Below are 24,039 nucleotides of genomic sequence, written 5' to 3'. Positions count from 1 at the left end.
GAGTCTCCCTAGAATGAGTGCGAAAAATACATATTGTAATATTCTGAATTATACATATAATAAAAACTGAGAGGTGATTCAGGTGTCAGAAAATAGTCTGCCTACCCCTGTTTTGACCAAAAAGGGACAGGAAACCCGCAAAAAAATACTGGATGCCGCGGAGCATGTGTTTGGCGAGCTGGGTTATTATGATGCATCTATCGTCTTGATCACACAGCATGCACAGGTATCCCAAGGAACGTTTTACAATTATTTCGAGTCGAAGAAAGCCATTTATGATGAATTGATCAGGCAGTTGAGCAGAGAGCTTCGTTCGACGATCAAAGAAGCAATCATGGGAGCAACCACACAAGAAGAGAATTTGCGCCTAGGATTTCTGGCCTTTTTTCGTTGGATCAAACATCATCGCAACATGTACAGCATTATTCAACAGGCTGCGCTCGTCGATCAGGAGCTATATCGCTGGTATTACGCCAAACTGGCAGCGGGGTACGTACGAAGTCTGAAGAACGCCATGAACGAAGGTGCGTTTCGAGAGATGGATCATGAGACGCTGGCTTATTGTCTCATGTCGATCGGACAATTCATCGGGATGCGTTGGGTTTACTGGGAAAATGAAGACGTACCGGAAGAGGTGCTAGAAACAGCCATGTCGATGATTATGAAAGGGATTGCTGCCAAGCCGTAACCGATTCATTTTATAGGCAAAGGAGTAGAGTTCATGCACGGAATTGCTTATTGGATTGAAAAGCGAGCTCGAATCACTCCGACGCGGATCGCAGTGATTGCCAACGATCAATCACTTACGTATCAGCAAATGAATGAGCAGATGCAATGTCTTGCCAACTATTTACGACATGAGCTACAGGTCAAAAAGGGGGACAGGATCGGCATTTTGTCCCAAAACAGTTTGGAGTATGTGCTTCTTCTGTTTGCCATCGCCAAACTCGGTGCGATTGCCGTCCCCTTTAATATTCGCTTGACCCCTGCAGAATTAGACTATCAGTTTGAGGATAGTGGTATCCGCGTGTTATGTGCCCAGCCGGAGTTCGCTGCCACCATTGAGCTGATCAAGGGGAAGGCCAGTGTTGCGCACATGATATGGCTGGAACCGGGAGAACTCCCTTGGAGCCAGGATGGCCCGAGTGAGTCATCCCAGCACAGTAGGACCGAGGCAGATGATGGCAGTGGAGATGACCCATACATCATTTGCTATACATCAGGAACGACAGGAAAGCCTAAGGGAGCAGTACTCACCCAAGAAAATATGTTTTGGAACTCTGTACACAATGTAGCCGCGCTTGATCTCACCTCAGAAGACTGCTCGATTGTCTTATTGCCACTCTTTCATATCGGGGGAATCGGACTGTTTGCCTTCCCTACATGGCTTGCTGGCGGACGCGTCATAGTCGCCGGGAAGTTCGACCCTGATAAAGCGATTCAACTAATCGAATCACACCAAGTCACCATCGTGATGGGTGTGCCCGCCATCCATGAAGCCATTCGTCAAAGTCCCTTATTTGCTACCACATCATTCGATTCTGTCCGTTGGTTTTACAACGGCGGCGCTCCATGCCCCATGGAACTCATCCAGCATTTTCAGGAGCGAGGCCTCCCTTTTGGACAAGGATACGGCCTAACAGAAACATCTCCTACTGTGTTTATGATTGCGAAGGAAGATGCAAAAAGAAAAGCCGGCTCAATCGGTAAGCCCGTCATGTTTTGTGAAGTCCGTCTGATCTCGGATGACGGAAAAGACGTGGGTCATGGCGAAATCGGAGAACTGCTCGTCAAAGGTCCGAATGTGATGAAGGAATACTGGAACAAACCAGTAGAAACAGCCAAGACCATCCGGGATGAGTGGCTGTACACAGGGGATTTGGCACGTTTTGATGAAGAAGGGTTCGCCTATATCGTAGGAAGGCGCAAAGACATGATTATCTCAGGCGGGGAGAACATTTATCCACTGGAGCTGGAACAGGTCATCGGTGAGCTGGATGACGTTCAGGAAGCCGCAGTCGTCGGTGTACCCGATGAAAAATGGGGAGAGGTCGCAAAGGCGTTTATCGTGCCCAAATCAGGTGCAGTCATCACGGAAGCATACATTAAAGCGCACTGTGAGCAAAGACTGGCGAAGTATAAAATCCCGAAGTCATTCGTGTTTCTGAACGAACTGCCACGCAATGCAACAGGGAAAATCGTCAAACAAGCATTGACCAGATTGAAGAGCGATTCCATTACGCAATGAGGTGATTCGTATGGCGAGATTTGCAATAGGGGAGCAAGCATCTTTTAGCAGAACGATTACGGAAACAGATATCGTTCTATTTGCGGGAATGAGTGGGGATTACAATCCGGTGCACATCGACCAACAGTACGCAAAAGACACGCGATTCGGTCAGCGTATCTCACATGGACTGTTGACGGCGAGCATGTTGTCCAGATTGCTCGGGATGCAGCTGCCTGGCATCGGTTCCATTTACAAGGACCAGACCATTCAGTTTACGGCTCCGGTATTGATCGGAGACACAATCACCGCGACCGCCACTGTGCTAGAGTATCAGGAAGAGAGAGGCATGATCCGATTGCTTACGGAATGCACGAATCAGCATGGAAAAGTAGTTCTGACTGGAACAGCGACGATGCTCGTACCGAAGGAAGGAGCGAAAGTATGAATCATCTTGAAGCGAATACGATCCATGAGCAGACTATCGGAGTGGAAGCGACGTCCGTATTTTTTCCTGAGGGAGTAGAAACAGCTGAGCGATTGGCTGAAAAGACCGGAATCCCCACGCGAGTTATTATCGAAAAATTCGGTCTATACCAAAAGCATGTCGCAGATGACACGCTTCATGCATCAGACCTCGCTGTGCTCGCTGCCCAACAACTGACCGGCTCGGTGATCGATCCATCTGAGATTGACGTGATTATTTACTTCGGCAGTCCGCACAAAGATTACTATGTATGGTCCAGCGCACCGAAGATTACATACGAACTAAAAGCGACAAACGCATACGGTTTTGAGATGATGAACGTCAGCTCGTGCTTTCCAATCGCCTTAAAGGTTGCCAAAGATATGTTGACGGCAGATGCAACCATTAAAAACATTTTGCTGGTTGCTGGCTGTAAAGAATCACAAATCGTCGATTACGACAATCCTCGCTCACGCTTCATGTTTAATTTTGCAGATGGGGGGACAGCGGCTCTCGTAAAGCGTGGTGCTACAAAGAGTAGAATTCTCCACAGCTGTGTCATTACCGATGGTTCTTTTCACGATGATATTAGGGTACCCGCAGGAGGCTCGAGGCTACAACCTAGTCATGAAACGGTGGAAAACAGACTCCACTACATCGATGTGCCGAATCCGAGCGATATGAAAGAACGACTGGATCCCATCTCGATACCGAACTTTGCCCATGTGGTAGAGCAGGCCTTGGCAAAAAGCAATCGTTCCTTGCAGGATTTGAAGCTGCTGCTTCCTTTGCACACAAAGCGTTCGATGTTCTTAGAGCTGTTGGAACGTTTGCAACTTAGCGAGGAGCAGGCCGTCTATCTCGATCATTACGGGCATTTGTCTGCACTCGATCCGTGTATTGGACTACATGTCGCACAACAAGAGGGACGTCTTGCCCCTGGGGATATTGTCGTAGCTGTCAGTGCTGGAACTGGATATACGTGGGCTGCAACCGTGCTGGAATGGTTAGCCGAATCGCAATGAACATTATGACTTTCGAGGAGGAACCGGCGTGAAAAAAAGAGGTTGGAAAATGTTGCTCCCACTAGCGATGTCTGTCGTGCTTGTTGTTGGTTGCAGCCAAAATGAAAGCGCTTCATCTGGTGGTGGTCATACGATCAAGGTAGGCGTACTCGCTTCGCTTACGGGGCCATTGGAGAGCTACGGCAAGCAGACGGTAAGAGGTTTTGAGCTCGGACTCGATTATGCAACAGAGGGCAAGCGAGAGATCGCTGGCAAAAAGATCGAGTTTGTCGTTGAGGATACAGAGACGAAGCCGAATGTCGCCGTCCAAAAAGCGACGAAGCTCCTGGAAACCGACAAGGTAGATTTTCTCGTAGGCTCCTCGAGTTCAGGCGATACGCTAGCTGTCCTTCCGCTGGCAGAAGAGTACAAAAAAATCATGGTCGTAGAACCGGCTGTAGCAGATAGTATCACCGGGAAAAACTGGAACAGATACATTTTCCGCACAGGTCGAAATTCTTCGCAGGACGCAGTTGCTGGCGCTGCGGCGATTGCTTCCAAAGGAACGAAGATCGCGACGATGGCCCAAGACAACGCCTACGGTCGAGAAGGGATTGAAGCCTTTAAGACTGCAGCTGAAAAATTAGGGGCTGTTATTATCGAAGAACAATACGTGGACACGAACACGACTGATTTTACAGCCAACATCCAAAAAATCATTAGCGCCAAACCCGAATATGTGTTCATCACGTGGGCAGGCTCGAACTCCCCGTGGAAACAGCTTCAAGATATGCAGGTTCAGCAAAAAGGCATCAAGGTGTCTACGGGAGCACCTGATATCGCTGCCTTGAAAACGATGGAGGCCATGATCGGAATGGAAGGCTTCTCGGTGTATTACCATTCGCTCCCGAAAACGAAAATGAACGATTGGCTCATCGATGAGCACAAGAAGCGTTTTAACGGCGAGATTCCTGACTTATTTACGGCAGGCGGGATGACGGCAGCCGTATCAGTTGTGGAAGCGCTGAAAAAGACGAACGCCGATACAGACTCGGAGAAGTTGATTACTGCGATGGAAGGCATGACCTTTGATACGCCGAAGGGCCAGATGCAGTTCCGGGTCGAGGACCATCAGGCACTGCAAACGTTGTACGCGATCAAGCTAGAGAAAAAAGATGGAGTCGATCATCCGGTCCCTGTACTCGTTAGGGAGATGACGATGGAAGAGACAGCACCACCTGTCAGGAACCAGAAGTAGAGGAGGTGTGTGATGAGTTACTTGTTGGAAACGGTTGACGTAAGCGTAGCATTCGGGGAGCAAACAGTCATAAACAAGGTATCGCTAAATATCCCGAAGCAGCGATTTACTTCGATCATCGGACCGAATGGAGCCGGAAAGACGACATTGTTTAACTTGTTAAGTGGGCAGCTTACTCCATCGCAAGGAACGATCAAGTACAAGGGGCAAGATATTACGCACTTGCCCCCAGCAGCACGAACGAGATTGGGTATTGGACGGTCGTTTCAATTGACAAACCTATTTCCCAAGCTAACGGTGCGGGAAAATATTCGATTGGCCGTGCAAGCCGCACAGGGAGTTCGGTTTCGTTTGTGGATTTCCCAGGCAGATCAGATGCGACAGGCTGAGGAAGTTGAGCGATTGCTGCATCTGGTATTGCTGGAGAAAAAGGCGGATGTGCTGGCAAGCCTACTGGCGCATGGGGAGAAACGAAAGCTGGAGCTGGCCATGCTACTTGGACTGCGTCCGGATGTTCTCTTACTAGACGAACCGACTGCGGGGATTTCACTGGAGGAAGTCCCAGCTGTATTGAAGGTGATCGAATCGATTAAGGAAAGCAATTCGTGCACGATCATCCTAATCGAACACAAGATGGACATGGTCAAATCACTCTCCGATCACATGGTCGTACTATTTCATGGAGAGCTATTGGCTGAGGGGACACCGACTGACATGATGCGAAATGAGCAGGTGCAGTCTGCCTACTTGGGAGGGTTGTATAAGCATGATGCTGCAACTTGATCACATTGAAACGTACCTCGACCAGTTTCACATCTTGCAGGGAGTCTCGCTATCCGTGCAAGCAGGCAGTATTACTGTCCTGTTTGGACGAAACGGCGCGGGCAAAACAACGACGCTTCGTTCCATCATGGGGCTTGCCCCGATCCGTCATGGCCAAATTCGCTATTTAGGAGAAGAAATCGGGCATCTGCCGACCTATTCCATCGCGCGTAAGGGGATTGGCTATGTGCCCGAGAATCAAGGGATTTTTCATGATTTTACGGTAGAAGAGACGTTCCGGCTCGCCATGCAAAAAAATGACGACGAACAAAAAGAAAAGCTCGCGTGGATGCTGGATCTATTCCCTGACCTGGGTCATTACTGGAAAAAGAAAAGCGGGCACTTAAGCGGAGGTCAAAAGCAAATGCTGGCGATTGCACGAGCTTATGTGAACAGCAACGGACTCTTGTTAATTGACGAGCCGAGCAAGGGACTGGCACCCATCATGGTTGAAAAGCTCATGTTTCACATCGAATCGATGAAGCAGAAAACGACTGTGCTTTTAGTCGAGCAAAACTTTATGATGGCGAGCATGATCGGCGAGCAGTACTACTTGATGGATGAAGGGAAAATTGTCCGCGGTGGCGCGATGCAGGAGTTGAAGGATGATGCAGATACGCGACAAAAATATTTGGGCATTGCCTGAGCGTATTACAGGGATGGGGAGGATGAAATGGATGTCGCGATTAATTTGCTGGTAAATGGACTGGCGACAGGCATACTCATTTTCTTGCTCGCTTCCGGGCTTACGTTGATCTTTGGCTTAATGAGTGTGTTGAACTTTGCCCACGGTGGATTGTTTGCCTGGGGAGCTTTTGCTGGTGTATGGCTTTTCGGATTGACGGATAGCTTTCTTCTGGCCATTGTAGGTGCTGTCGTCATCGGGATGCTGCTCGGTTTCGTGTTAGAGCGCGTGCTGATCCGTCCTGTGTACGGTGATCACATTCAGCAACTGCTCGTGACATTGGGCGGGATGCTCGTGATAAGTGAATTGCTCAAAGTGTTTTGGAGCCCCAATCCTATTCGGGCAGTATTACCAGATTATTTGCAAGGGAGCATCGAGCTTGGCGACATCATACTGATCACATATCGCTTGTTTGTCATCGCAGTGGGAATCGTTGTGTACGTCGGGTTGCACCTGTTATTAACCAAAACCAGACTAGGCTTGATCGTCCGAGCGGGTGTGATCGATAAGGAAATGGTGCAGGCACTCGGCATCAATATTAAACAAGTGTTTACTTTCGTCTTTTTGCTGGGGGCAGGCATGGCCGCACTCGGAGGAAGTCTGCTGGCACCGTATTCAGGGGTTATTTTTGCGGAAATGGGTATGCAGTATGCGATTCTGGCATTCATCGTCGTCATTGTCGGTGGGATGGGAAGCGTTCAAGGCTCTATGATTGCGGCGCTTTTAGTAGGAGTGCTTGGCTCGTTTATGGCTTACTTCGTTCCAGAGCTTTCACTGGCAGTGAACATGCTGCTGATGCTGGCAGTGCTGCTTATCAAACCATCCGGCCTGTTTGGAGCGAAGGGGTGATCATGCGTTGACTACATCCGGATTGTTGAACCATCGATTTATTCTTTTTGCGTTTTTAGCTTTGGCGGTTTTGCCGTTTCTTTCAGACTCGCGAAGCATGTACATCATGTTTACCCAAATCTTTATCTTTGCGATTTTTGCGATGAGCTTTGATTTATTGCTCGGCTATACGGGGATCGTCTCATTCGGACACTGTATGTTTTTCGGAATAGGTGCGTACTCTGTGTCTTTATTCTTGAAAAACTTTGGTGCGACGATCAGTTATTTCTTGCTTGGCGTACTCGTTGCTATCGTGCTCTCCGGTATTCTCAGCTACGTGATCGGGATGCTGTCGTTGCGATTGAAAAGTCATTTTTATGCGATGCTGACCTTGGCGATTTCCCAGCTGCTATTCGTATTGGCAGAAAAATGGCGCTCACTGACGATGGGAGGGGATGGCTTCACCTTTCCGGTGCCTGAGCTGTTTCGTGACCGTTTGTCCTTTTACTATGTATGCCTGATCCTAATGGTCATGCTGTTCGTCATCTTGCGGGCGTTTACGCACTCTCCACTCGGCAAGGTATTGAAAGCCATCGGTCAAAATGAACAACGTGCGGAAGCGTTAGGCTATCAAATTCTTCATTATAAGGTAATCGTCAGCATCGTCGCAGGAGTGGTTGCTGCGATTAGTGGAGGCTTGTACGCGGTCATGCTGCGTTTTGTGAACACCCAAGTATTTTCGATTGAAACGACGCTGGATGCGCTCTTGATGAGCATGATCGGTGGGCTGGGAACGCTTTTTGGCTCCATTCTGGGATCAGGGATCGTGGAGTTAGCGCATCACGGGCTGACAGAGTTGGCGAAGCTTCATCCGATTTTCGAAAGATGGGTCATCTTCCTAGGCTTGCTCTATATTTTGGTCGTGCTCTGCTTCCCGAGCGGAATTGTCGGCAGCTTTCAAGAGTGGAGGGAAAAAAGAAAACAGCGTTCCGTTCAGGCAGCAACAATCACGGAGCAAGTAGAGTGATAGGAATGAAAGAAAGGAGGTCAACCCATACAAAAGGTTGGCCTTTTTTTGTCCCATTTTTGTCGAAAGAAAAAGGGGAGAATTATAGTTATGTCGAATTATTATTCATCAATCTAAGAAAAGGTGGAGATGTGCTATGGAACTGAACATTCCAGTGAACTATAACTTCGCTGCCCAGGTGGACGAATGGGCGAGAAAACATCCGGAGAGACGAGCTGTTTGGGAGCTGGATGAACAAGATCAGGAACATATCCTTACGTACGAAGATTTGCGCCAATATTCAAATAAAATTGCGAATGGTCTAGGGTCCATTGGAATCGAGCATGGGGATCGGGTACTCGTCCTAGTTTCCCGAGGAACCTTAGCCTATGGCCTCTATTTGGCACTGCTGAAGCTGGGGGCAGTGATTTTACCAGGGTCAGAGATGCTGCGTTCCAAAGATATCGAGTACCGGATCAATCATGCAAAAGTCAAAGCTGTGATCAGCTTCGCGGGAGCAATGAGTGAGGTTGATCTGACGAGAGGCAACTGTTCCACCCTGCAACACTACATCACGACGGGCGAAGAGAAAGAAGGTTGGATTTCGCTTGAGGGGCTACTCCAGGGGCAGGACACAGAATTTGAGGTCGTAAACACGAAGTCGGATGAGCTGGCCTTCCTGTCTTATACGTCAGGCACGACTGGGGGACCAAAAGGGGTTATGCACGTTCACGGTTGGCCGTTTGCGCATTTGGCTGTGGCCGCGACACAGTGGCTGGACGTTCGCGAAGGTGACGTGGTTTGGGCAACGGCGGGGCCTGGTTGGGCCAAGTGGATCTGGAGTCCGTTTGTCTCTACGTTAGGGCTGGGAGCGACCGCGTTTGTCTATAAAGGAAAGTTTTCTGCTGAGAATTATTTGACAATTCTGCAAAAATATCCAATTTCTGTCTTGTGTGCGACGCCAACCGAGTACAGAATCATGGCAAAAGTAACGGATTTGGAACAATACAAGCTGTCCGCCTTGCGCTCTGCATGTTCGGCCGGTGAACCGCTCAATCGGGAAGTGATCGACACATTCCGCCGCGTATTCCAGTTGACCGTGCGAGATGGTTACGGACAGACAGAGAATACTTTGCTGGTGGGTACCTTTGTCGGCATGGAGCCGAGGCCAGGTTCGATGGGCAAGCCATCTCCTGTGGTGAGGAGCGCCATAATTGACGAAGAAGGAGCGGAGCTGCCAGTAGGCAAAGTGGGCGATATTGCCATTGATCGCCATATGGTAGCGCTGTTCAAAGGCTATCTGGATGATCCACAGCGAACTGCCAGAGCGTTTCGCGGTGACTGGTACGTGACGGGCGACCAAGGTCGCATGGATGAAGATGGCTACATCTGGTTCGAAGGACGTTCGGACGACATTATTATCTCAGGCGGATATACGATTGGTCCCTTTGAGGTCGAAGATGCCTTGGTGAAGCATGCGGCAGTAGCGGAGTGTGCGGCGGTTGCCAGTCCAGATCCAGAGCGTGGTCATGTGGTAAAAGCCTTTGTCATCCTGAAAAAAGGGAATGAGCCATCCGAAGAGTTGATCGTGGAATTGCAAAACCATGTCAAGCAATTAACCGCTCCGTATAAATACCCGCGTAAAATCGAATTTGTACAGGAACTGCCGAAAACAACCTCCGGTAAAATCAGACGGATCGAGCTGCGGCAGCACGAGGCACAGCAAAATCAGCATTCGTAATGGTTTGTCTTACGAAATTGTAAGATTGCTGTAAGTGGATTCGATGGGACGAAATGCGCGCATCCCCTACAATGTGAGTAGAAGCAAGGTAAGGGGGAAAGCAGCATGAACCACCTTCCAATCCCATTAGGAAGAAACACCGACTTGTATGAAGCCGCGAGCATGCCCAAGAGCATCAAGAAACTCGGTGTTCGTTGGAAAAAACGACTGCGTATCAGTTTTCTCGTGATCGTGATGGCAGCTATCTTGGCGCCGATCGTGCTTGCGTGGACAGGGAATATATGGATAGATGAAAATAAGCTGGCTGCTGTACAGCAATCCAACAGCTATGTAAAGCTGGACGAAATGCCTGACCATGTGTGGAAGGCGTTCGTTGCGATCGAGGATCATCGGTTTATGCAGCATCCAGGAGTAGATCCTGTTGGATTGAGCCGAGCGATCTGGGTCGATATCAAGGAAGGTGCCTACGTGCAGGGGGGAAGTACGATTACCATGCAGTTGGCGCGAAACCTGTTTCTGACGAACGACAAAACGATGACCAGAAAAGTGAAGGAAATCGCGATCGCTTTGCAATTGGAACAGCGATACAGCAAAAAAGAACTGCTCGAAATCTACCTCAACGTCATTTACTTCGGGCACGGAAAGTACGGGATTGGCGAGGCTGTTCCCTTTTACTTCGGAAAAAAAGCAACAGAAACAGGGAATCGAGCGGTAACGCTGGGAGAAGCGGCCATGCTGGCTTCTTTACCAAAAGGACCAGAGCGTTACTCTCCGGTAAAGAACTGGGACCGAGCCAAACAAAGGCAAGCGGTTGTATTGAACCGGATGAACGAATTGGACGTGATTGATCAAAGTGAAAGTAAGTTGGCAAAGAACGAGCAGATTTACGTTGTTCCTACTGCCAAACGTGCAGCGAAATAAACGAATGTAATGGAATCCCCTGTCTAGATGGCAGGGGATATTTGTTTTGGAATCGATCAGGCATGCAGAATGGTAAGCAATATCCTGTGCACTCACCCATCCCAACCCTTGGGCATAAAATACAGGGAGGAACTACAGGAAGGAGTCCAAAAACGTCATGAGTTCGTATCCTTTTCAGACACAAGCACAACCAGCGTCAAGTACCCCCGCTATGAATTCCTTCATTGACCCTTATTTGTATCAGACGTTGCAAAGTGTCATACGGCGTGAAGTTGCCATTCAAACAACCCAGGGAAATGTCCGTGGAAACGTTGTCGATGTGCTACCTGACCATGTGGTACTACAGACGGGAGGTTCTACGTTTTTTGTACGCATACAACAGATCGTCTGGGTCATGCCGTTTTAAACTGGTATGAAACAACCCTTCGCCCACATAAAACAGTACAGGTAGGTGCAAAACGGGGGGAGGGAAGCAGGTTGTTTACTCGTATCAACAGGTTGGCAATTGAGCTGCCAGAGCCGGCTTATGGAGATGCCAACGCCGCTGCGGCCGTCCAGGAGCTATTGGGCGGTCGTTTTGGTGAGATGTCAACGCTAAACAATTATTTGTTCCAATCCTTCAACTTTCGTGGAAAGAGCAAACTAAAGCCTTTTTATGATTTAGTCGCCAGCATTACAGCGGAAGAAGTCGGGCATGTGGAGCTGGTCTCCAACGCAATCAATTTGTGCATGAAAGGGATTACGCGTCCGGGGGACCCTGATACGACTCCACTAAATAACGGATTAAATAAGCGTAATACGTACCATTTTATTGCGACCGCGCAAACCGCGATGCCAGGAGACTCCATGGGAAAATCATGGACAGGTGATTACGTATTCTCGAGCGGGAATCTGGTGCTTGATCTTTTGCACAACTTTTTTCTGGAGTGCGGAGCGCGTACTCACAAGATGAGGGTGTACGAAATGACGGATCATCCCACAGCTCGGGCCATGATCGGTTACTTGCTCGTCAGAGGGGGCGTCCATATCGTAGCGTACGCCAAAGCCTTGGAGATCGCTACGGGTGTGGATATGACGAAAATGCTGCCTGTTCCCAATCTGGATAACACACAATTCGATGCCACTCACCCGTATATCGCGATGGGATTGAATCGCAAGTTGTTTACGTTCAGCTATCAGGACTATCAGGATATCGCCATGATTTGGCGCGGCCCGTTGCCTGATGGTGGAACAGCAGAGGTCATTCAAGGCGTCCCGGATGGCGGCCCTGTTCCGGACTTAGATGAACTGCCAGAAGAATTTGCGCCAGGTGTATCGCGGGAAGACTTTATGAAAATCGCGGAACGCTTGCAACGGTCAGCGGGGATGTAGATGGAATGGAAAAAGCATGAAAAAAGTGACCAGTCCGCAGTGGTATGCAGATTGGTCACTTGTTCTTGTTGAGGCAGTCTTACGTCGTCCGGTTCACAGCCTTACCCAGAGCATCTTCTAGTACATGGGCATACTGCATGGTCGTTTCGATTTTGGAGTGCCCCAGTTGTGCTTGTAGCTGATGGGGGTCAGGGTTCAAGCGGAGAAACTGTGTAGCAAAGCTGTGACGAAGCTTATGGACAGACAAATCGGGGATGCCGAAGGCTTTGGCGTACTTTTTGACCAGCTTTTGAACAGACCGCACTTCAATGCGATGCCCATTCGGATTGGAAGGGGAAACAGCGAGAAAAACAGCGTCCTCTTGCGGTTCGGGATTGTATTTGTCACGCAGCTGCAAGTATTTCGCTAAGTACTCCTTGCCCCAGTCACTGAAAAAAGGAGCGTCCTCTTTCTTTCCTTTGCGGATCAATTTCAACTGGTTTTTTTCCATAATAATGTCGGATAGATCGAGACTGACGATCTCTGACACACGGAAGCCACCGGAGAGAATCATCGCGATCAAGGCAGTATCCCGGTCGCGGTTTTGCATGTGATACTGCTTCTTTTTTTCCGTATCACAATGGGCCAGATACCCGTTGTAGACAAAATCGACGAACTGATAGATTTCGTCGTCAATCAGGATTTTTGCCCGAATGGCGTGGGCGCGTGCGAGGGGAGTCAGCTCCGTGATCTCCAGCTCGATTTTGGCGAGTACATTCCGCGTCAAATACGATTCCCCATTCTCATCCTCAGCGAGGGCAGACAAGTAATGAAAAAGCGATTTCAGACTCGATATTTTTCTGCTGATGGTGCGGTCACTGTATTCTTTCTTTGCGCTTTTGGTAGGGTTTGAGAGCAAAGCGGATCGCTCATATAAATGCGACTCCTGCAAGTACAATATGTAGCTTTCTACCGTTTCCTTCTTCAGGTCATTCAAATCGCTTAACGGAATGGCCTTCATATCCGTCGCGGTACTCAAACCTTCTGTCATCATCCAGCGAAAGAAAAAAGAGAAATCGCGAAGGTATCCAAGCAAGGTGGAGGGTGAATTTTTTTTTGATTTTTTATGCTCAATAAACTTTTCGACATACCATGGGTAGGAGCCCACTGTTTGCAAAAGCTGCAAGGCATCGCGCTGTTTGGTAACGGACATGCTTTCACCACCAAAATCATTTTGTAAATCGTATACGAACATATATTCTATCAAAAACCAAACGTTCTGGGAATTGCAAATTGAACAAGAAACCGTCATGATGGGGAGTATGGATGGATGTTGGACAAGAACGGAGAGGATTCGTAGTGGCAACATGGGATTTATCTCAGACAAAGCATCATGTGTTGATCTGTAATGGCGGAAGCTGTATGCGCAAGGGTGGCGAAGAGGTTACGGTAGCGATACGCGAGGCGATTACCAACGCAGGTTTGGATGACTATGTACATACAACCCGCACGCGTTGCAACGGACGCTGTGAGGACGCATGCGTGATGATCGTGTACCCCGAAGGAATCTGGTATGAAAACGTGACGCCAGAAGATGCACAGCTGTTGGTGGAAGAGCATTTTCAAAATGGCAGACCAGTAGAGGCTTTGATGACGCATCGCTTCGAAACGAACGGTTTTGTGCGTACGATAGACACCAAGCCTGGTATCTTAAAATCACAAAAGGCAAAAAAATGAGGAAAAGGCCACGATCTGCTCACATGAAGCTAGAGAGTGGTTTTTTCATTTTCAGGAGTCTACGAATTACGACAAAAGGAGAAAGTAGGAGAGATGACAATATCGAAAGGAAAATGATTGAAAGCGTTAACAATATGTCTTTGTGATGTGGACGTTTTAAGTAAATGGTGGTAAACTGTCTGTATATTGAGTTGATTTTATGCGAATTTTATCAAAATGATATGTCCATACAGCGTGAACAATTGTTTTTGTGGAACTTACTAATCGATGGCTGAAATAATGGAGGGATTCTCGTTGGCGAGCAAAACACTTGAACATTTTTTACATGAAAATCTGACAGATTTGAAGAGCAAGGGACTGTACAACGTCATTGACCCTTTGCAAAGCGCGAACGGTCCTGTCATTACGATTGCAGGAAAAGAACTGATCAACCTCTCTTCCAATAACTATCTGGGCTTGGCTACTGATCAACGCCTAGTGGACGCTGCGATTGCAGCAGCAAGCAAATACGGTGTAGGGGCAGGGGCTGTACGTACCATTAATGGTACCTTGGACTTGCACGTGAAGCTAGAAGAAAAGCTCGCTGCCTTCAAGCACACGGAAGCCGCGATTGCTTACCAATCTGGTTTTAACTGCAACATGGCTGCGATCTCTGCTGTCATGGACAAAGACGATGCGATTCTTTCTGACGAGTTGAACCACGCTTCCATTATTGATGGATGCCGCCTGTCTCGTGCACAAATTATCCGTGTGAACCACTCCGATATTGATGACTTGCGTGCGAAAGCGAAGGAAGCGAAAGAATCCGGCAAATATAAAAAACTGATGGTCATTACTGACGGCGTATTTTCGATGGATGGCGATGTTGCCAAGCTGCCGGAAATCGTAGAGGTTGCCGAACAATATGACTTGATTACGTATGTAGACGATGCCCACGGCTCTGGTGTTCTCGGTAAAGGGGCAGGAACGGTTAAGCATTTTGGCCTGTCTGATAAAATCGACTTCCAAATCGGTACGCTTTCCAAAGCAATTGGGGTAGTCGGCGGTTATGTAGCGGGACGCCAAGAGCTGATCGACTGGCTCAAAGTACGCAGCAGACCGTTCCTGTTCTCGACCGCGCTGACTCCAGCGGATGTGGCTGCTTCCATTGCGGCTATCGATATTTTGATGAACAGCACCGAGCTGCACGACAAGCTGTGGGATAACGGACATTACCTCAAAAAAGGCTTGAAAGAACTCGGCTTCAATATCGGGGAGAGCGAAACGCCTATCACTCCATGCATTATCGGAGACGAACAGCAAACCCAGGAGTTCAGCAAGCGACTGTATGAAGAGGGCGTATACGCGAAAGCGATCGTGTTCCCGACTGTAGCAAAAGGAACCGGCCGTGTACGGAATATGCCAACAGCGGCACATAGCAAAGAAATGTTGGATCGTGCCCTTAGCATCTACGAAAAAGTTGGGAAAGAAATGGGGATCCTGAAATGAAAAAAATTCTGGTAACCGGGGCGTTAGGACAAATTGGTTCCGAGCTCATCATGAAATTACGCGATATTTACGGAGCGGATCAAGTCATCGCCACAGATATCCGGAAAAACGAAGACGATCCTGTTGTGCAATCGGGTCCATTCGAAGTTCTTGATGTCACTGACGGGAACCGGATGTTTGAGCTGGCGAAGAAACATGGCGTGGATACGATCATGCATTTGGCTGCCCTGTTGTCTGCAACAGCTGAAGCAAAGCCTCTCTTGGCATGGAACCTGAACATGGGTGGGCTGGTAAACGCGCTGGAAGCAGCACGTGAGTTGAACTGCCAATTCTTTACGCCAAGCTCGATTGGTGCATTTGGTCCGACTACACCGAAGGACAACACACCACAGGACACGATTCAACGCCCTACCACCATGTATGGCGTAAACAAAGTATCCGGTGAGTTGCTCTGCGATTACTATTATCAAAAATTCGGGGTAGATACGCGCGGCGTACGCTTCCCAGGTCTGATCTCGTATGTAGCGCCTCCGGGTGGTGGTACGACCGACTACGCAGTAGACATTTACTACAAGGCGATCCAACACGGAGCGTATACGTCCTACATCGGTAAAGGCACATACATGGATATGATGTACATGCCTGATGCGCTGAATGCGATTGTTACCCTGATGGAAGCAGATGCCTCCAAGCTCATTCACCGCAATGCGTTCAACGTGACTGCGATGAGCATTGAGCCAGAGGATGTAGCAGCAGCGATCCGTAAACACATTCCTGAGTTTACACTCTCTTATGAAGTCGACCCTGTGCGTCAGGCGATCGCGGACAGTTGGCCGAACTCCATTGATGCTACGGCTGCCTTGCAAGAGTGGGGCTTCAAAGCGGAGTACGACTTGGACAAAATGACTGAGGACATGCTCGCAAAACTGCGGGGAAAGTTGCTCCAGCAGGTCGGATAAGCGAAGAGTGAAAAAGAAAACTGCCATTTCTTCTTGTACGTGATACGAGAGAGGTGGCAGTTTTTTGTTTCCAATCACATGCAGTGTGAAAGACTTTTGAATGTCTTTCCCGTTGTACGGGCACAGTAACAAAACATGCTTGAAGGAAAGAGGAATGGAGGGAGAGAACCATGGATTTACCAAAAACCTTGCAGGACAACCATTCGAAGCAAGACGAAGAAGGACAAGTCATCCCAAATTTTCAAGAGACTAAAGGCAGTGACAATGAGGAGCGACCAATAGAAAGCTGGGGATGGTCAAATAATACAGAGACCGTTCGTGGTCGCTGACACATGGTAACAAAAAAACCTTCCAGAATCCGGGAGGTTTTTCTCGTTCCCGGTTCTATGCTTCGACAAATTGAAAACCGTCCAAACAAGGACGGTTTTTGTGGCTTACAGGAGCATTTGTTGTTGAGGCTGGTAGGCGTTAATCATCGTATTCATCGTATGATCGGCAAGCTGCGGAGCTTGGTAGTAGCCTCTTGCATTCAAGTATTGCCAAGTTTCATACGCCATTTGCTGGCATGCATTCGCGCCATTTACATGATATTGTCGGATACCTGGGTCCACACACTCTGCCGCCCACAGCATACCGATAGCGGAACCCGCTTTATGCCAGTTTAACATCAAAGTACCAATCGTCATATCAGACAAGCGGGTTGGGTGCGGGTTGGGCGCAGCCATCTGTGGGTTATTTAGACCAACAGCAGTCGGTTGGGCTACACGCAATTGAATAGGGGCTGGCGCTATGTTGAATCCTTTTCCCTGCAGTAGGCTAATCCCTTGCTGGTATGCGGTCATGATCATTTGCTGATGTCGGTTAATAATACTCGTTAATTGAGGGTCTTGCGCCATCTCGGCAAGTAATCCGTGCATTTCAATCGCGGCGTGTTTGGAGCGGAGTGCTTCTTGTGTTTCCAAAAATTCATGGGCAGCAAAACGTTGCATAATGGCCTCCTGATCTATCGTTTGGTTTTGGACTGTCAACCTCTGTTATTGTTTGTTCTGAAGTAATGGATATTCAGGAAAAAGAATCTAACTGACGTATTCAGCTGAATAGGAATTGGAGCCTGCGTGCACGGAAAGCAATGTATTGGCATCAAAAAAAGATACCATTCCACGGCAGTTGCTGAGCAGAAATTTTTCGTAAAAGTGAGACCTTGGATTGCTTCCTCGGTTTTTCTTTTTAATTCGGGTTTTTGGTTCTCATTTTAGAATGTTGCAATGTATAAGCGGGGTATGTTAAGATCGTTCTGACAATTAACGATTGGAGTTGAAGAGGATAATGTAATATTTTTTGCCACTTTTTGAAGAATGAAGCAGAGTTTGTTTTGTTCTTCATTGGCAAGAAAGTTACCTTATTCTTTTCACTCAAAAAATATACCCTTTTCATTCCCTGAACGGGGCTGGATTTGCCGTATTTTTTTGAGCTACAAGAAAGGTAACTTTCTTGTAGCTCTTTTTTATTTTGATAAAGGCGGTTACCGACATGTCATTGATCAAGGTAACGAATCTGACAGCCTCTGCGAGCGGGTTCATTTGCATTTGTGGAACTGAAAGAAAATCATTTCTAGGAGGATGAAAGCGATGGAGATTGAGGTTGTAGATGATTGTGTGAACCGGTTCCTGTTAGGTGAAGCGGTTCACAAAAAAACAAATCGGTTGCCGGAGGTTTACCAATCTATCGACAGGTGCACGTAGCGATCCGCCTGCAAACGTATGCGCTTTTTCTGTATAGTTGGTTAATGACGTGTCAAAGTGCCAACTGACGGTTGCTTTTTTACGTTTTCTCCGGCGGTAAGGAGAAGACATGAGACTATCCTCGAAATATGAAACGATTCGGCGAATATTGTCCGACTTCAAGCAGCCCGAGTATCGGTATGCTCAGATTATGGACGCGATTTTCAAGCAAAACATCGGCGAATACGGACGGATGACCATACTGCCCAAATTTTTGCGCGACGAGTTGACCCGGATACTTGGTCCGAACGTCTGCAGCATCGTTCCGGTAAAGGAACTCACGTCGAACCAGGTCAGCAAGGTGCTGTTTACCATTGCGGGCGATGAACGCGTGGAGGCCGTACGACTTACATATGAGCGGGGGTGGAAATCGTATTGTATTTCCACGCAGTGCGGCTGCGGATTCGGGTGTAGGTTTTGCGCCACCGGTACCATCGGCCTGAAACGAAATCTGACTGCCGACGAAATTACCGACCAATTGCTACACTTTCGCTTGAACGGCCACGCCTTGGACAGCGTCTCATTCATGGGTATGGGGGAGGCGCTTGCCAACCCGCATATTTTTGATGCAATGACGATTTTGACCGACCCGCATCTCTTTGGTTTAGGACATCGACGAATTACGATTTCCACCATCGGCCTGTTGCCGGGGATCGACAAGCTGACACGGGAGTTTCCGCAGGTCAATCTAACCTTCTCGCTGCATTCGCCGTTTGACGATCAGAGAAGCGAGCTGATGCCGATCAACGACCGATTCCCAGTCCATGACGTGCTGAAGGCATTGGATCGTCATATCCAGCATACCGGGAGAAAGGTGTATATTGCGTATATTCTTCTTCGAGGAGTCAACGACTCGACGGCGCATGCGGAAGCAGTTGCTGAGTTGTTAAGGGGAAGGGGACCTGGGGAACATCTCTACCACGTTAACCTGATTCCATTCAATTCGACCGATGTTACGCCTGACAGCTATCGGCAATCTGATCCTAATCGGATGAAAGCGTTTGTTCGGATCTTGAAGTCAAAGGGTATCAGCATCACGGTCCGAACTCAATTCGGATCGGACATTAACGCAGCATGCGGTCAGTTATACCGCTTTAAATAATCGATGTCGGAAACTAAATTTATTAAGCCGGACGAAGCCGTCGAGGCTCCCAAACATCCTGGAGGCGCGGGCTCTTCCGGGACTTAGTGAGAATTGCCTAGCTTAAACAAAAAGAAGCGCCTCTGCCACGGCTGTAGCCGGAAGAGGGCGCTTCTTTTCATGATTCTTACAGTTTTTCACGTGCATGTTTAAGAGTTATCGAATTGGCAATGGCTGTCCACATATCAGTTGATTCAGAACCAATGTACCAGTACGCCAATCCACCAATTTGCCATTGCAGACTAGCTTGAGCTTTCAGCCCAATCGAACGGCTTTCTTCCAGCCAAATCGTGTGCGTGACGCCTTGCTTTTGATACGTCGAACGGTATTGTCCAACTTTATCGTCCCACACAGTTTTTGCTCTGTATTGAGAGAGCAACTGGTAAGACTCGGGGATGCTGATATCTGTCGATTTCAATGACCCATTCGATTGGTACCAGTCGCGTGTGTAAAGAGGCATTCCGACGATCAGCTTTTGGGTCGGAACCTCGTCAAGCAGGTCGGTAATGACTTTCGTAAACCAAGGCAAGGATGCCACGGAGCCTGCTTTTGACCCGCCTACCCAATGCTCTTCATAGGCCATTACTACCAAATAATCCGCATACTTTGCTAATTTAGCAAAATCAAAAGGATCGCTCCAGTCTGAATCACCATCTGGCGGAATATCTACAGATAGGACAGCACCTTTTGCGTGAAGAGCAGTCGCGAGCTCCTGGATAAACAAGGTGAAGTTGTTGCGATCCGCAGGGGAGAACCCTTCAAAATCGATGTTAATCCCATCTAGCTGGTACTTATCAATGAATGAAGAAAGCTTTTGCACGGCTGCTTTTCGTTTAGTGGGATTGGACAGCATGTTGTGGGTAGCTTCGGGATCGAATTTATTCCCGAATAGCGGCCACACTTGCTTGCCATTCGCATGAGTCCACTGGACGAGTGAAGCATCCGTGATGTCACTGATCGTTCCATCTTTTTGCAGGAAGTACCAACGCGGTGACAGCGTGTTGACTCCGCTTTTCTTGACTTGTGCAATGAACTCCTCTGTCGTGGATTCATATTGCCATCCGAGAGAGACAAGCGGTTTTGCTGTAACGTTTTGCTTCTTCAGATTCTCCTGAATTCGATATAAAATAACAGCCGTTTCTTCTCTCGAAAGTGCTTGAGTCGGGCGGAAGTAGCCATTGTAGCCTACCAGCCATTTTTTCTGCATGGCGTGGCTGACGGAGGCGCGTGCCCAGCTCGAAATCGCATTGGCATCCTTCACGGGCAACTGGTAAGAAGACGAAATGCTCTGTTCCAGTGCACGTACAAGAAACGCAGCGGCCTCTTCGCGAGAGATCGTCCGCTTCGGAGCAAAAGCAGTAGGACTAATGCCATTCGCGATGTTAAGCCCAGAAGCAGCTTGTACATACCCGTATGCCCAAGAGTTTTTCGGGACATCCGAATAGGCTGCGACGTTGCTGACCACCGGTTTAATACCGAGCGTTCGTGTGAGCATCGCGACAAACTCAGCACGCGTCACCGGGCGAGTTGGGTGAAAATACCCGTTTTCATCCCCAGCGATGACACCTGCCGCATGTAGCGAACGGATTTGCTCTTTCGCATAGCTGTTTGCGATATCTTTTAAATTATTCGTCGATGCTGTGGATGCAGGGACTCCTATGGCAAAAGAGAGACCGTACACCAAAAAAGCTAAGGAGACTAACCAGATATGTAGGTTTTGTTTTTTCATCATACATCCAGTATAAGGAGAGAGAACCATTCTTTCATTGGTCAGATTTTGGTAGAAACCTTGCCGGGGTGCCCGAACTCTTTTGTTGGGAATGCGATATGATATGATGAAGGAATAAGAATAGAGAGAATGAAGCGAGGCGGAGAGAAATGGAAGACGTACTGATTGTAGGCGGTGGGCCTTGTGGACTGGCAGCGGCAATTGCCTGCAAGCGAGCTGGACTTGATCCTATCATTATTGAAAAAGGGTCGCTTGTCCATTCGATTTATCGCTACCCGACCTATATGATTTTTCATAGCACACCTGATTTACTGGAGATTGGGGGCGTCCCTTTTGCAACGGCGAACGACAAGCCGACCAGACAGGAGGCGCTCAATTACTATCGACTGGTAGCCGCGCGAGAAAAATTGCGTGTGAACGTATATGAGACGGTGACGGAAGCGAAGAAGACGCCAGCTGGCTTTCATGTCACGACAACGGACCGATTCGCCAACACACATACGTACGAAGCGAAAAACCTGGTAATCGCCACAGGTTACTTTGACAATCCAAATAGGCTGGATGTACCAGGCGAGGAGCTGCTGAAGGTTTCGTCCTTCTACAAGGAAGCACATCCGTATACAGGGCTGAAAGTAGCGGTAGTAGGGGGTAACAACTCTGCCGTAGATGCGGCGATGGAGCTGGAGCGGGCAGGAGCAGAAGTAACGGTGATTTGCCGCCGAACGGAGCTCTCCGGCAAGGTCAAGGCATGGACAAGGCCTGTTTTTGAGAGTCTGATCAAAAAAGGACGCATCCACATGCTGTTCGGTGCAACAGTCGAGAGCATTGAGGAGCGTTCTATCAGGGTGAAAACAGGGGAGGAAGTCATTACCCTTGCCAATGACCATGTGTTTTCATTGATTGGATACCGTCCGGATCGTACCTTCCTTCATTCGTTAGGGGTTATGATTGACGAGGAAACGGGAATTCCGGCGCATCATCCAGAGACGATGGCGACGAACATCCCAGGTCTCTATATAGCGGGAGTCATTGCGGCGGGCCAACACGCAAACGCCATTTTTATCGAAAATGGAAGGTTTCACGGTGAAGGTATCGCCCGCCACATTGCCTCTCAAAGGGAGCAGTAGCTGATAGTGATTAGAACTGCCACTCCAATTGTCTGCCTCCGATGAGGTGGTAGTGCAGATGGAAGACGGTTTGTTGTCCGTGTTTGCCAATGTTGGTGACGATACGGAAGCCATCCTCGTTCACGCCCATTGTCTCTGCTACTTTTTGCAGCGACAGATGAAGGTGACCGATCAGCTCCTTGTCCTCAGGCTCGATAGCCAGAACGGATTGAATATGCTTTTTCGGAATCATCAGGACATGTACAGGGGCAACAGGATTAATGTCGTGAAAAGCCAGTACATGCTCGTCCTCATACACTTTTTTAGACGGAATGTCTCCGTTTACAATCTTGCAAAATAGGCAGTCCATAGGGCAATACATCCTTTCTAAAATGATAGATCGTAAAGCCTACTTCGTCATGCGAGTAGGCTTTCCCTGTTTTTTACCCTGGAAAAGTCCGCTCTAAAAACTGAAGAACCTCACGCCAAGAGTGCTCGGATGCGTAGGCGTTGTTTTTGGGCGTACCACCATTGAGCTGTATGCGGGTAGTTGGTATGTAAGGAAAGCGGATTCCGTGTCCTGTATCCGCATAACGCAAATGCACCACTGAATGAGCAAACTGATGATCCTTCAGCCGTTGCACCATATGCTCGCATTGCTCTGCTGCTGGCCACCAGTGATCGTCATCCGAGGAGAGGAAGAGGATCGGGCCATTAATTTTTTCCACCGGGATTTCGGCATCTTCTAACCAATCACAGGCAGCCCAGGCTTCGGCATGGATATGATCGATACGTAGACGTGCGTCGAGCCGCTCCTGCGAGACTTTTGTTTGATCCTCTGTCCATGGCACGAAAGGAAGTGGCTCACCTTGAAACGACCAAGAGGATTGTGGGGAGAACGTGTCTGATCCAGCGAATGCCTTATCCGTCCCGATATTGACAGTAGAGCTGGGACTCGAAGCAATAACAGCATGTACGTCTTGATCAATCGATGCTGTGACTAATGCCAATTCTGCTCCTTTGGAACGTCCGAATAACGTAATTTTATCAGGATGTACGGAGGGCTGCTGTTGTAGCCAATGAATGGCGTGTTGAACATATTCGATCGGGATCTGGCGAATATCGTCTGGAAGATCATTGCATTGGAAGTAAGCGAGTGCTAGCGCTGGATAGCCGTGAGAGGCGAACAAAGCAGCAAATTGGGAGCATGAGCCAATTCCGCCTTCGCTACCACCTAGTACGACAATGGCGGGTTTTTGCTCTGTGTGGGGTTTTGAAAAATACAGACCGACTAGCCCATGGTCTGTCACTTTCTGTATCGATACGTCGCGGGAGACAAAAATACGTTTCACGACTGCTTTCGCTACGGGTTTATCGCATACCTCTGCCGTTAATTCTATCTCGGTGGAGCGTGGGGTGAACTGAAAATCGTCCAGAGAGTAAACATGATAGAAACGCATGGTCTGGATATTCATAGACCAGAACAGCCCCATCGGATCAATTCCCTCATAAGTACCAAACAAGGGGGCTTGAGAAACTAAATCGACTGAGCCATTTTCGTCCGCTTGAAAGATGGCATGTGATGATGCAGTCAAATCTCCTCCAGGCAACCCATTTTTCAGAGTGGCATGAAGGGTGATTAATTGATTCGGGACAAACCCGCTAAGTGTAATGTGGACGGGAACATCTATTAAGGCTGTAGCAGGCGTAACTTCAATTTGTGGAAGCATCATTTTAGTCAACACTCCTTCCAGATTAAGGGAACACTTGACAAAGTTATTATAGTAGAA

24 protein-coding genes are annotated in these 24,039 nt (G+C 48.4%); 19 read left to right on the top strand and 5 right to left on the bottom strand.

The annotated features are described in order from the left end of the window. The first annotated feature begins 82 nt into the window (after positions 1-82). The 13 genes from POF51_RS03410 to POF51_RS03350 all read left to right on the top strand — a co-directional run bounded on the left by POF51_RS03410 (position 83) and on the right by POF51_RS03350 (position 12,329). Positions 83-688 (top strand): TetR/AcrR family transcriptional regulator, encoded by a 606-nt coding sequence (locus POF51_RS03410; protein WP_017248223.1) that lies wholly within the window; start codon positions 83-85, stop codon positions 686-688. Positions 689-721: 33 nt separating this feature from the next. Continuing rightward, a complete protein-coding gene (locus POF51_RS03405; RefSeq protein ID WP_069845248.1) occupies positions 722-2,248 on the top strand; it encodes an o-succinylbenzoate--CoA ligase in 1,527 nt (508 codons plus the stop codon). 10 nt (positions 2,249-2,258) lie between these two features. Continuing rightward, positions 2,259-2,675 (top strand): MaoC family dehydratase, encoded by a 417-nt coding sequence (locus tag POF51_RS03400; RefSeq protein ID WP_017248225.1) that lies wholly within the window; start codon positions 2,259-2,261, stop codon positions 2,673-2,675. Then, a complete protein-coding gene (locus POF51_RS03395) occupies positions 2,672-3,718 on the top strand; it encodes a 3-oxoacyl-ACP synthase (protein ID WP_271753862.1) in 1,047 nt (348 codons plus the stop codon). The genes POF51_RS03400 and POF51_RS03395 overlap by 4 nt, the downstream gene beginning before the upstream one ends. A gap of 67 nt (positions 3,719-3,785) precedes the next feature. After that, complete coding sequence (locus tag POF51_RS03390) at positions 3,786-4,955, top strand: substrate-binding domain-containing protein (RefSeq protein ID WP_442869502.1); 1,170 nt, start codon at positions 3,786-3,788, stop codon at positions 4,953-4,955. A gap of 12 nt (positions 4,956-4,967) precedes the next feature. Beyond that, on the top strand, positions 4,968-5,738 hold the full coding sequence (locus POF51_RS03385; RefSeq protein ID WP_069845246.1) for an ABC transporter ATP-binding protein: 771 nt from the start codon (positions 4,968-4,970) through the stop codon (positions 5,736-5,738). Further along, positions 5,722-6,423, top strand: a complete 702-nt coding sequence (locus POF51_RS03380) for an ABC transporter ATP-binding protein (protein ID WP_069845245.1) — start codon at positions 5,722-5,724, stop codon at positions 6,421-6,423. Before POF51_RS03385 ends, POF51_RS03380 begins: the two co-directional genes overlap by 17 nt. Positions 6,424-6,450: 27 nt before the next feature. After that, the gene (locus tag POF51_RS03375) at positions 6,451-7,311 is read left to right on the top strand and encodes a branched-chain amino acid ABC transporter permease (RefSeq protein WP_069845244.1); all 861 of its coding nucleotides are present in this window, start codon (positions 6,451-6,453) and stop codon (positions 7,309-7,311) included. Positions 7,312-7,408: 97 nt separating this feature from the next. Continuing rightward, on the top strand, positions 7,409-8,317 hold the full coding sequence (locus POF51_RS03370; RefSeq protein ID WP_170831569.1) for a branched-chain amino acid ABC transporter permease: 909 nt from the start codon (positions 7,409-7,411) through the stop codon (positions 8,315-8,317). A 136-nt stretch (positions 8,318-8,453) separates the two neighbouring features. Further along, positions 8,454-10,037: an acyl-CoA synthetase gene (locus POF51_RS03365; protein WP_271753857.1), complete on the top strand. Its 1,584-nt coding sequence runs from the start codon at positions 8,454-8,456 to the stop codon at positions 10,035-10,037. Between the two features lie 105 nt (positions 10,038-10,142). Then, the gene (locus POF51_RS03360) at positions 10,143-10,958 is read left to right on the top strand and encodes a transglycosylase domain-containing protein (RefSeq protein ID WP_271753855.1); all 816 of its coding nucleotides are present in this window, start codon (positions 10,143-10,145) and stop codon (positions 10,956-10,958) included. A 157-nt stretch (positions 10,959-11,115) separates the two neighbouring features. Next, on the top strand, positions 11,116-11,364 hold the full coding sequence (locus tag POF51_RS03355) for a YuzF family protein (protein WP_069845239.1): 249 nt from the start codon (positions 11,116-11,118) through the stop codon (positions 11,362-11,364). A 71-nt stretch (positions 11,365-11,435) separates the two neighbouring features. Beyond that, positions 11,436-12,329, top strand: a complete 894-nt coding sequence (locus tag POF51_RS03350; RefSeq protein ID WP_012686273.1) for a manganese catalase family protein — start codon at positions 11,436-11,438, stop codon at positions 12,327-12,329. Positions 12,330-12,408: 79 nt separating this feature from the next. Here the strand turns inward: POF51_RS03350 and xerS are convergent, their stop codons facing one another. Beyond that, entirely contained in the window at positions 12,409-13,521 is a 1,113-nt protein-coding gene (gene xerS, locus POF51_RS03345; protein ID WP_271753850.1) for a tyrosine recombinase XerS, read from the bottom strand. Positions 13,522-13,667: 146 nt separating this feature from the next. Here xerS and POF51_RS03340 point away from each other — a divergent pair, with 146 nt between their 5' ends. From POF51_RS03340 to POF51_RS03325, 4 genes are all read left to right on the top strand, one after another. Further along, a complete protein-coding gene (locus tag POF51_RS03340; RefSeq protein WP_026043057.1) occupies positions 13,668-14,045 on the top strand; it encodes a (2Fe-2S) ferredoxin domain-containing protein in 378 nt (125 codons plus the stop codon). Between the two features lie 279 nt (positions 14,046-14,324). Further along, entirely contained in the window at positions 14,325-15,533 is a 1,209-nt protein-coding gene (locus POF51_RS03335) for a glycine C-acetyltransferase (protein WP_170831568.1), read from the top strand. Continuing rightward, a complete protein-coding gene (locus tag POF51_RS03330; protein ID WP_069845236.1) occupies positions 15,530-16,492 on the top strand; it encodes an L-threonine 3-dehydrogenase in 963 nt (320 codons plus the stop codon). Before POF51_RS03335 ends, POF51_RS03330 begins: the two co-directional genes overlap by 4 nt. A 170-nt stretch (positions 16,493-16,662) precedes the next feature. Then, a complete protein-coding gene (locus tag POF51_RS03325) occupies positions 16,663-16,821 on the top strand; it encodes a hypothetical protein (RefSeq protein ID WP_167403232.1) in 159 nt (52 codons plus the stop codon). A gap of 105 nt (positions 16,822-16,926) precedes the next feature. Here the strand turns inward: POF51_RS03325 and POF51_RS03320 are convergent, their stop codons facing one another. After that, complete coding sequence (locus POF51_RS03320; protein WP_069845235.1) at positions 16,927-17,481, bottom strand: spore coat protein; 555 nt, start codon at positions 17,479-17,481, stop codon at positions 16,927-16,929. An 862-nt stretch (positions 17,482-18,343) separates the two neighbouring features. On the opposite strand from POF51_RS03320, the gene POF51_RS03315 reads away from it, so the two are divergent. Then, the gene (locus POF51_RS03315) at positions 18,344-19,375 is read left to right on the top strand and encodes a Cfr family 23S rRNA (adenine(2503)-C(8))-methyltransferase (protein ID WP_271753846.1); all 1,032 of its coding nucleotides are present in this window, start codon (positions 18,344-18,346) and stop codon (positions 19,373-19,375) included. Between the two features lie 166 nt (positions 19,376-19,541). Here POF51_RS03315 and POF51_RS03310 read toward each other — a convergent pair whose 3' ends face one another. Then, positions 19,542-21,146, bottom strand: coding sequence for a glycosyl hydrolase family 18 protein (locus POF51_RS03310; RefSeq protein ID WP_244195690.1), 1,605 nt, complete (start codon positions 21,144-21,146; stop codon positions 19,542-19,544). Between the two features lie 146 nt (positions 21,147-21,292). Between POF51_RS03310 and POF51_RS03305 the strand changes: the two genes are divergently transcribed. Further along, positions 21,293-22,270, top strand: coding sequence for a YpdA family putative bacillithiol disulfide reductase (locus tag POF51_RS03305; RefSeq protein WP_271753843.1), 978 nt, complete (start codon positions 21,293-21,295; stop codon positions 22,268-22,270). A gap of 10 nt (positions 22,271-22,280) precedes the next feature. On the opposite strand, the gene POF51_RS03300 is transcribed toward POF51_RS03305, so the two are convergent. Both POF51_RS03300 and POF51_RS03295 read right to left on the bottom strand, forming a co-directional pair. Beyond that, positions 22,281-22,619: a histidine triad nucleotide-binding protein gene (locus POF51_RS03300; RefSeq protein WP_007727375.1), complete on the bottom strand. Its 339-nt coding sequence runs from the start codon at positions 22,617-22,619 to the stop codon at positions 22,281-22,283. Positions 22,620-22,692: 73 nt separating this feature from the next. After that, positions 22,693-23,982 carry an acyl-CoA thioesterase/bile acid-CoA:amino acid N-acyltransferase family protein gene (locus POF51_RS03295; protein WP_271753836.1) on the bottom strand — a complete coding sequence of 430 codons (1,290 nt, stop codon included), beginning with the start codon at positions 23,980-23,982 and terminating at the stop codon, positions 22,693-22,695. Positions 23,983-24,039 lie beyond the last annotated feature (57 nt).

The sequence above is a fragment of the Brevibacillus sp. AG genome, from assembly GCF_028369215.1.
GTDB classification, from domain to species: Bacteria; Bacillota; Bacilli; order Brevibacillales; family Brevibacillaceae; genus Brevibacillus; species Brevibacillus porteri.
Note: the sequence above shows the minus strand (reverse complement) of the source record. Positions and strands in the feature narration are given on the sequence as shown.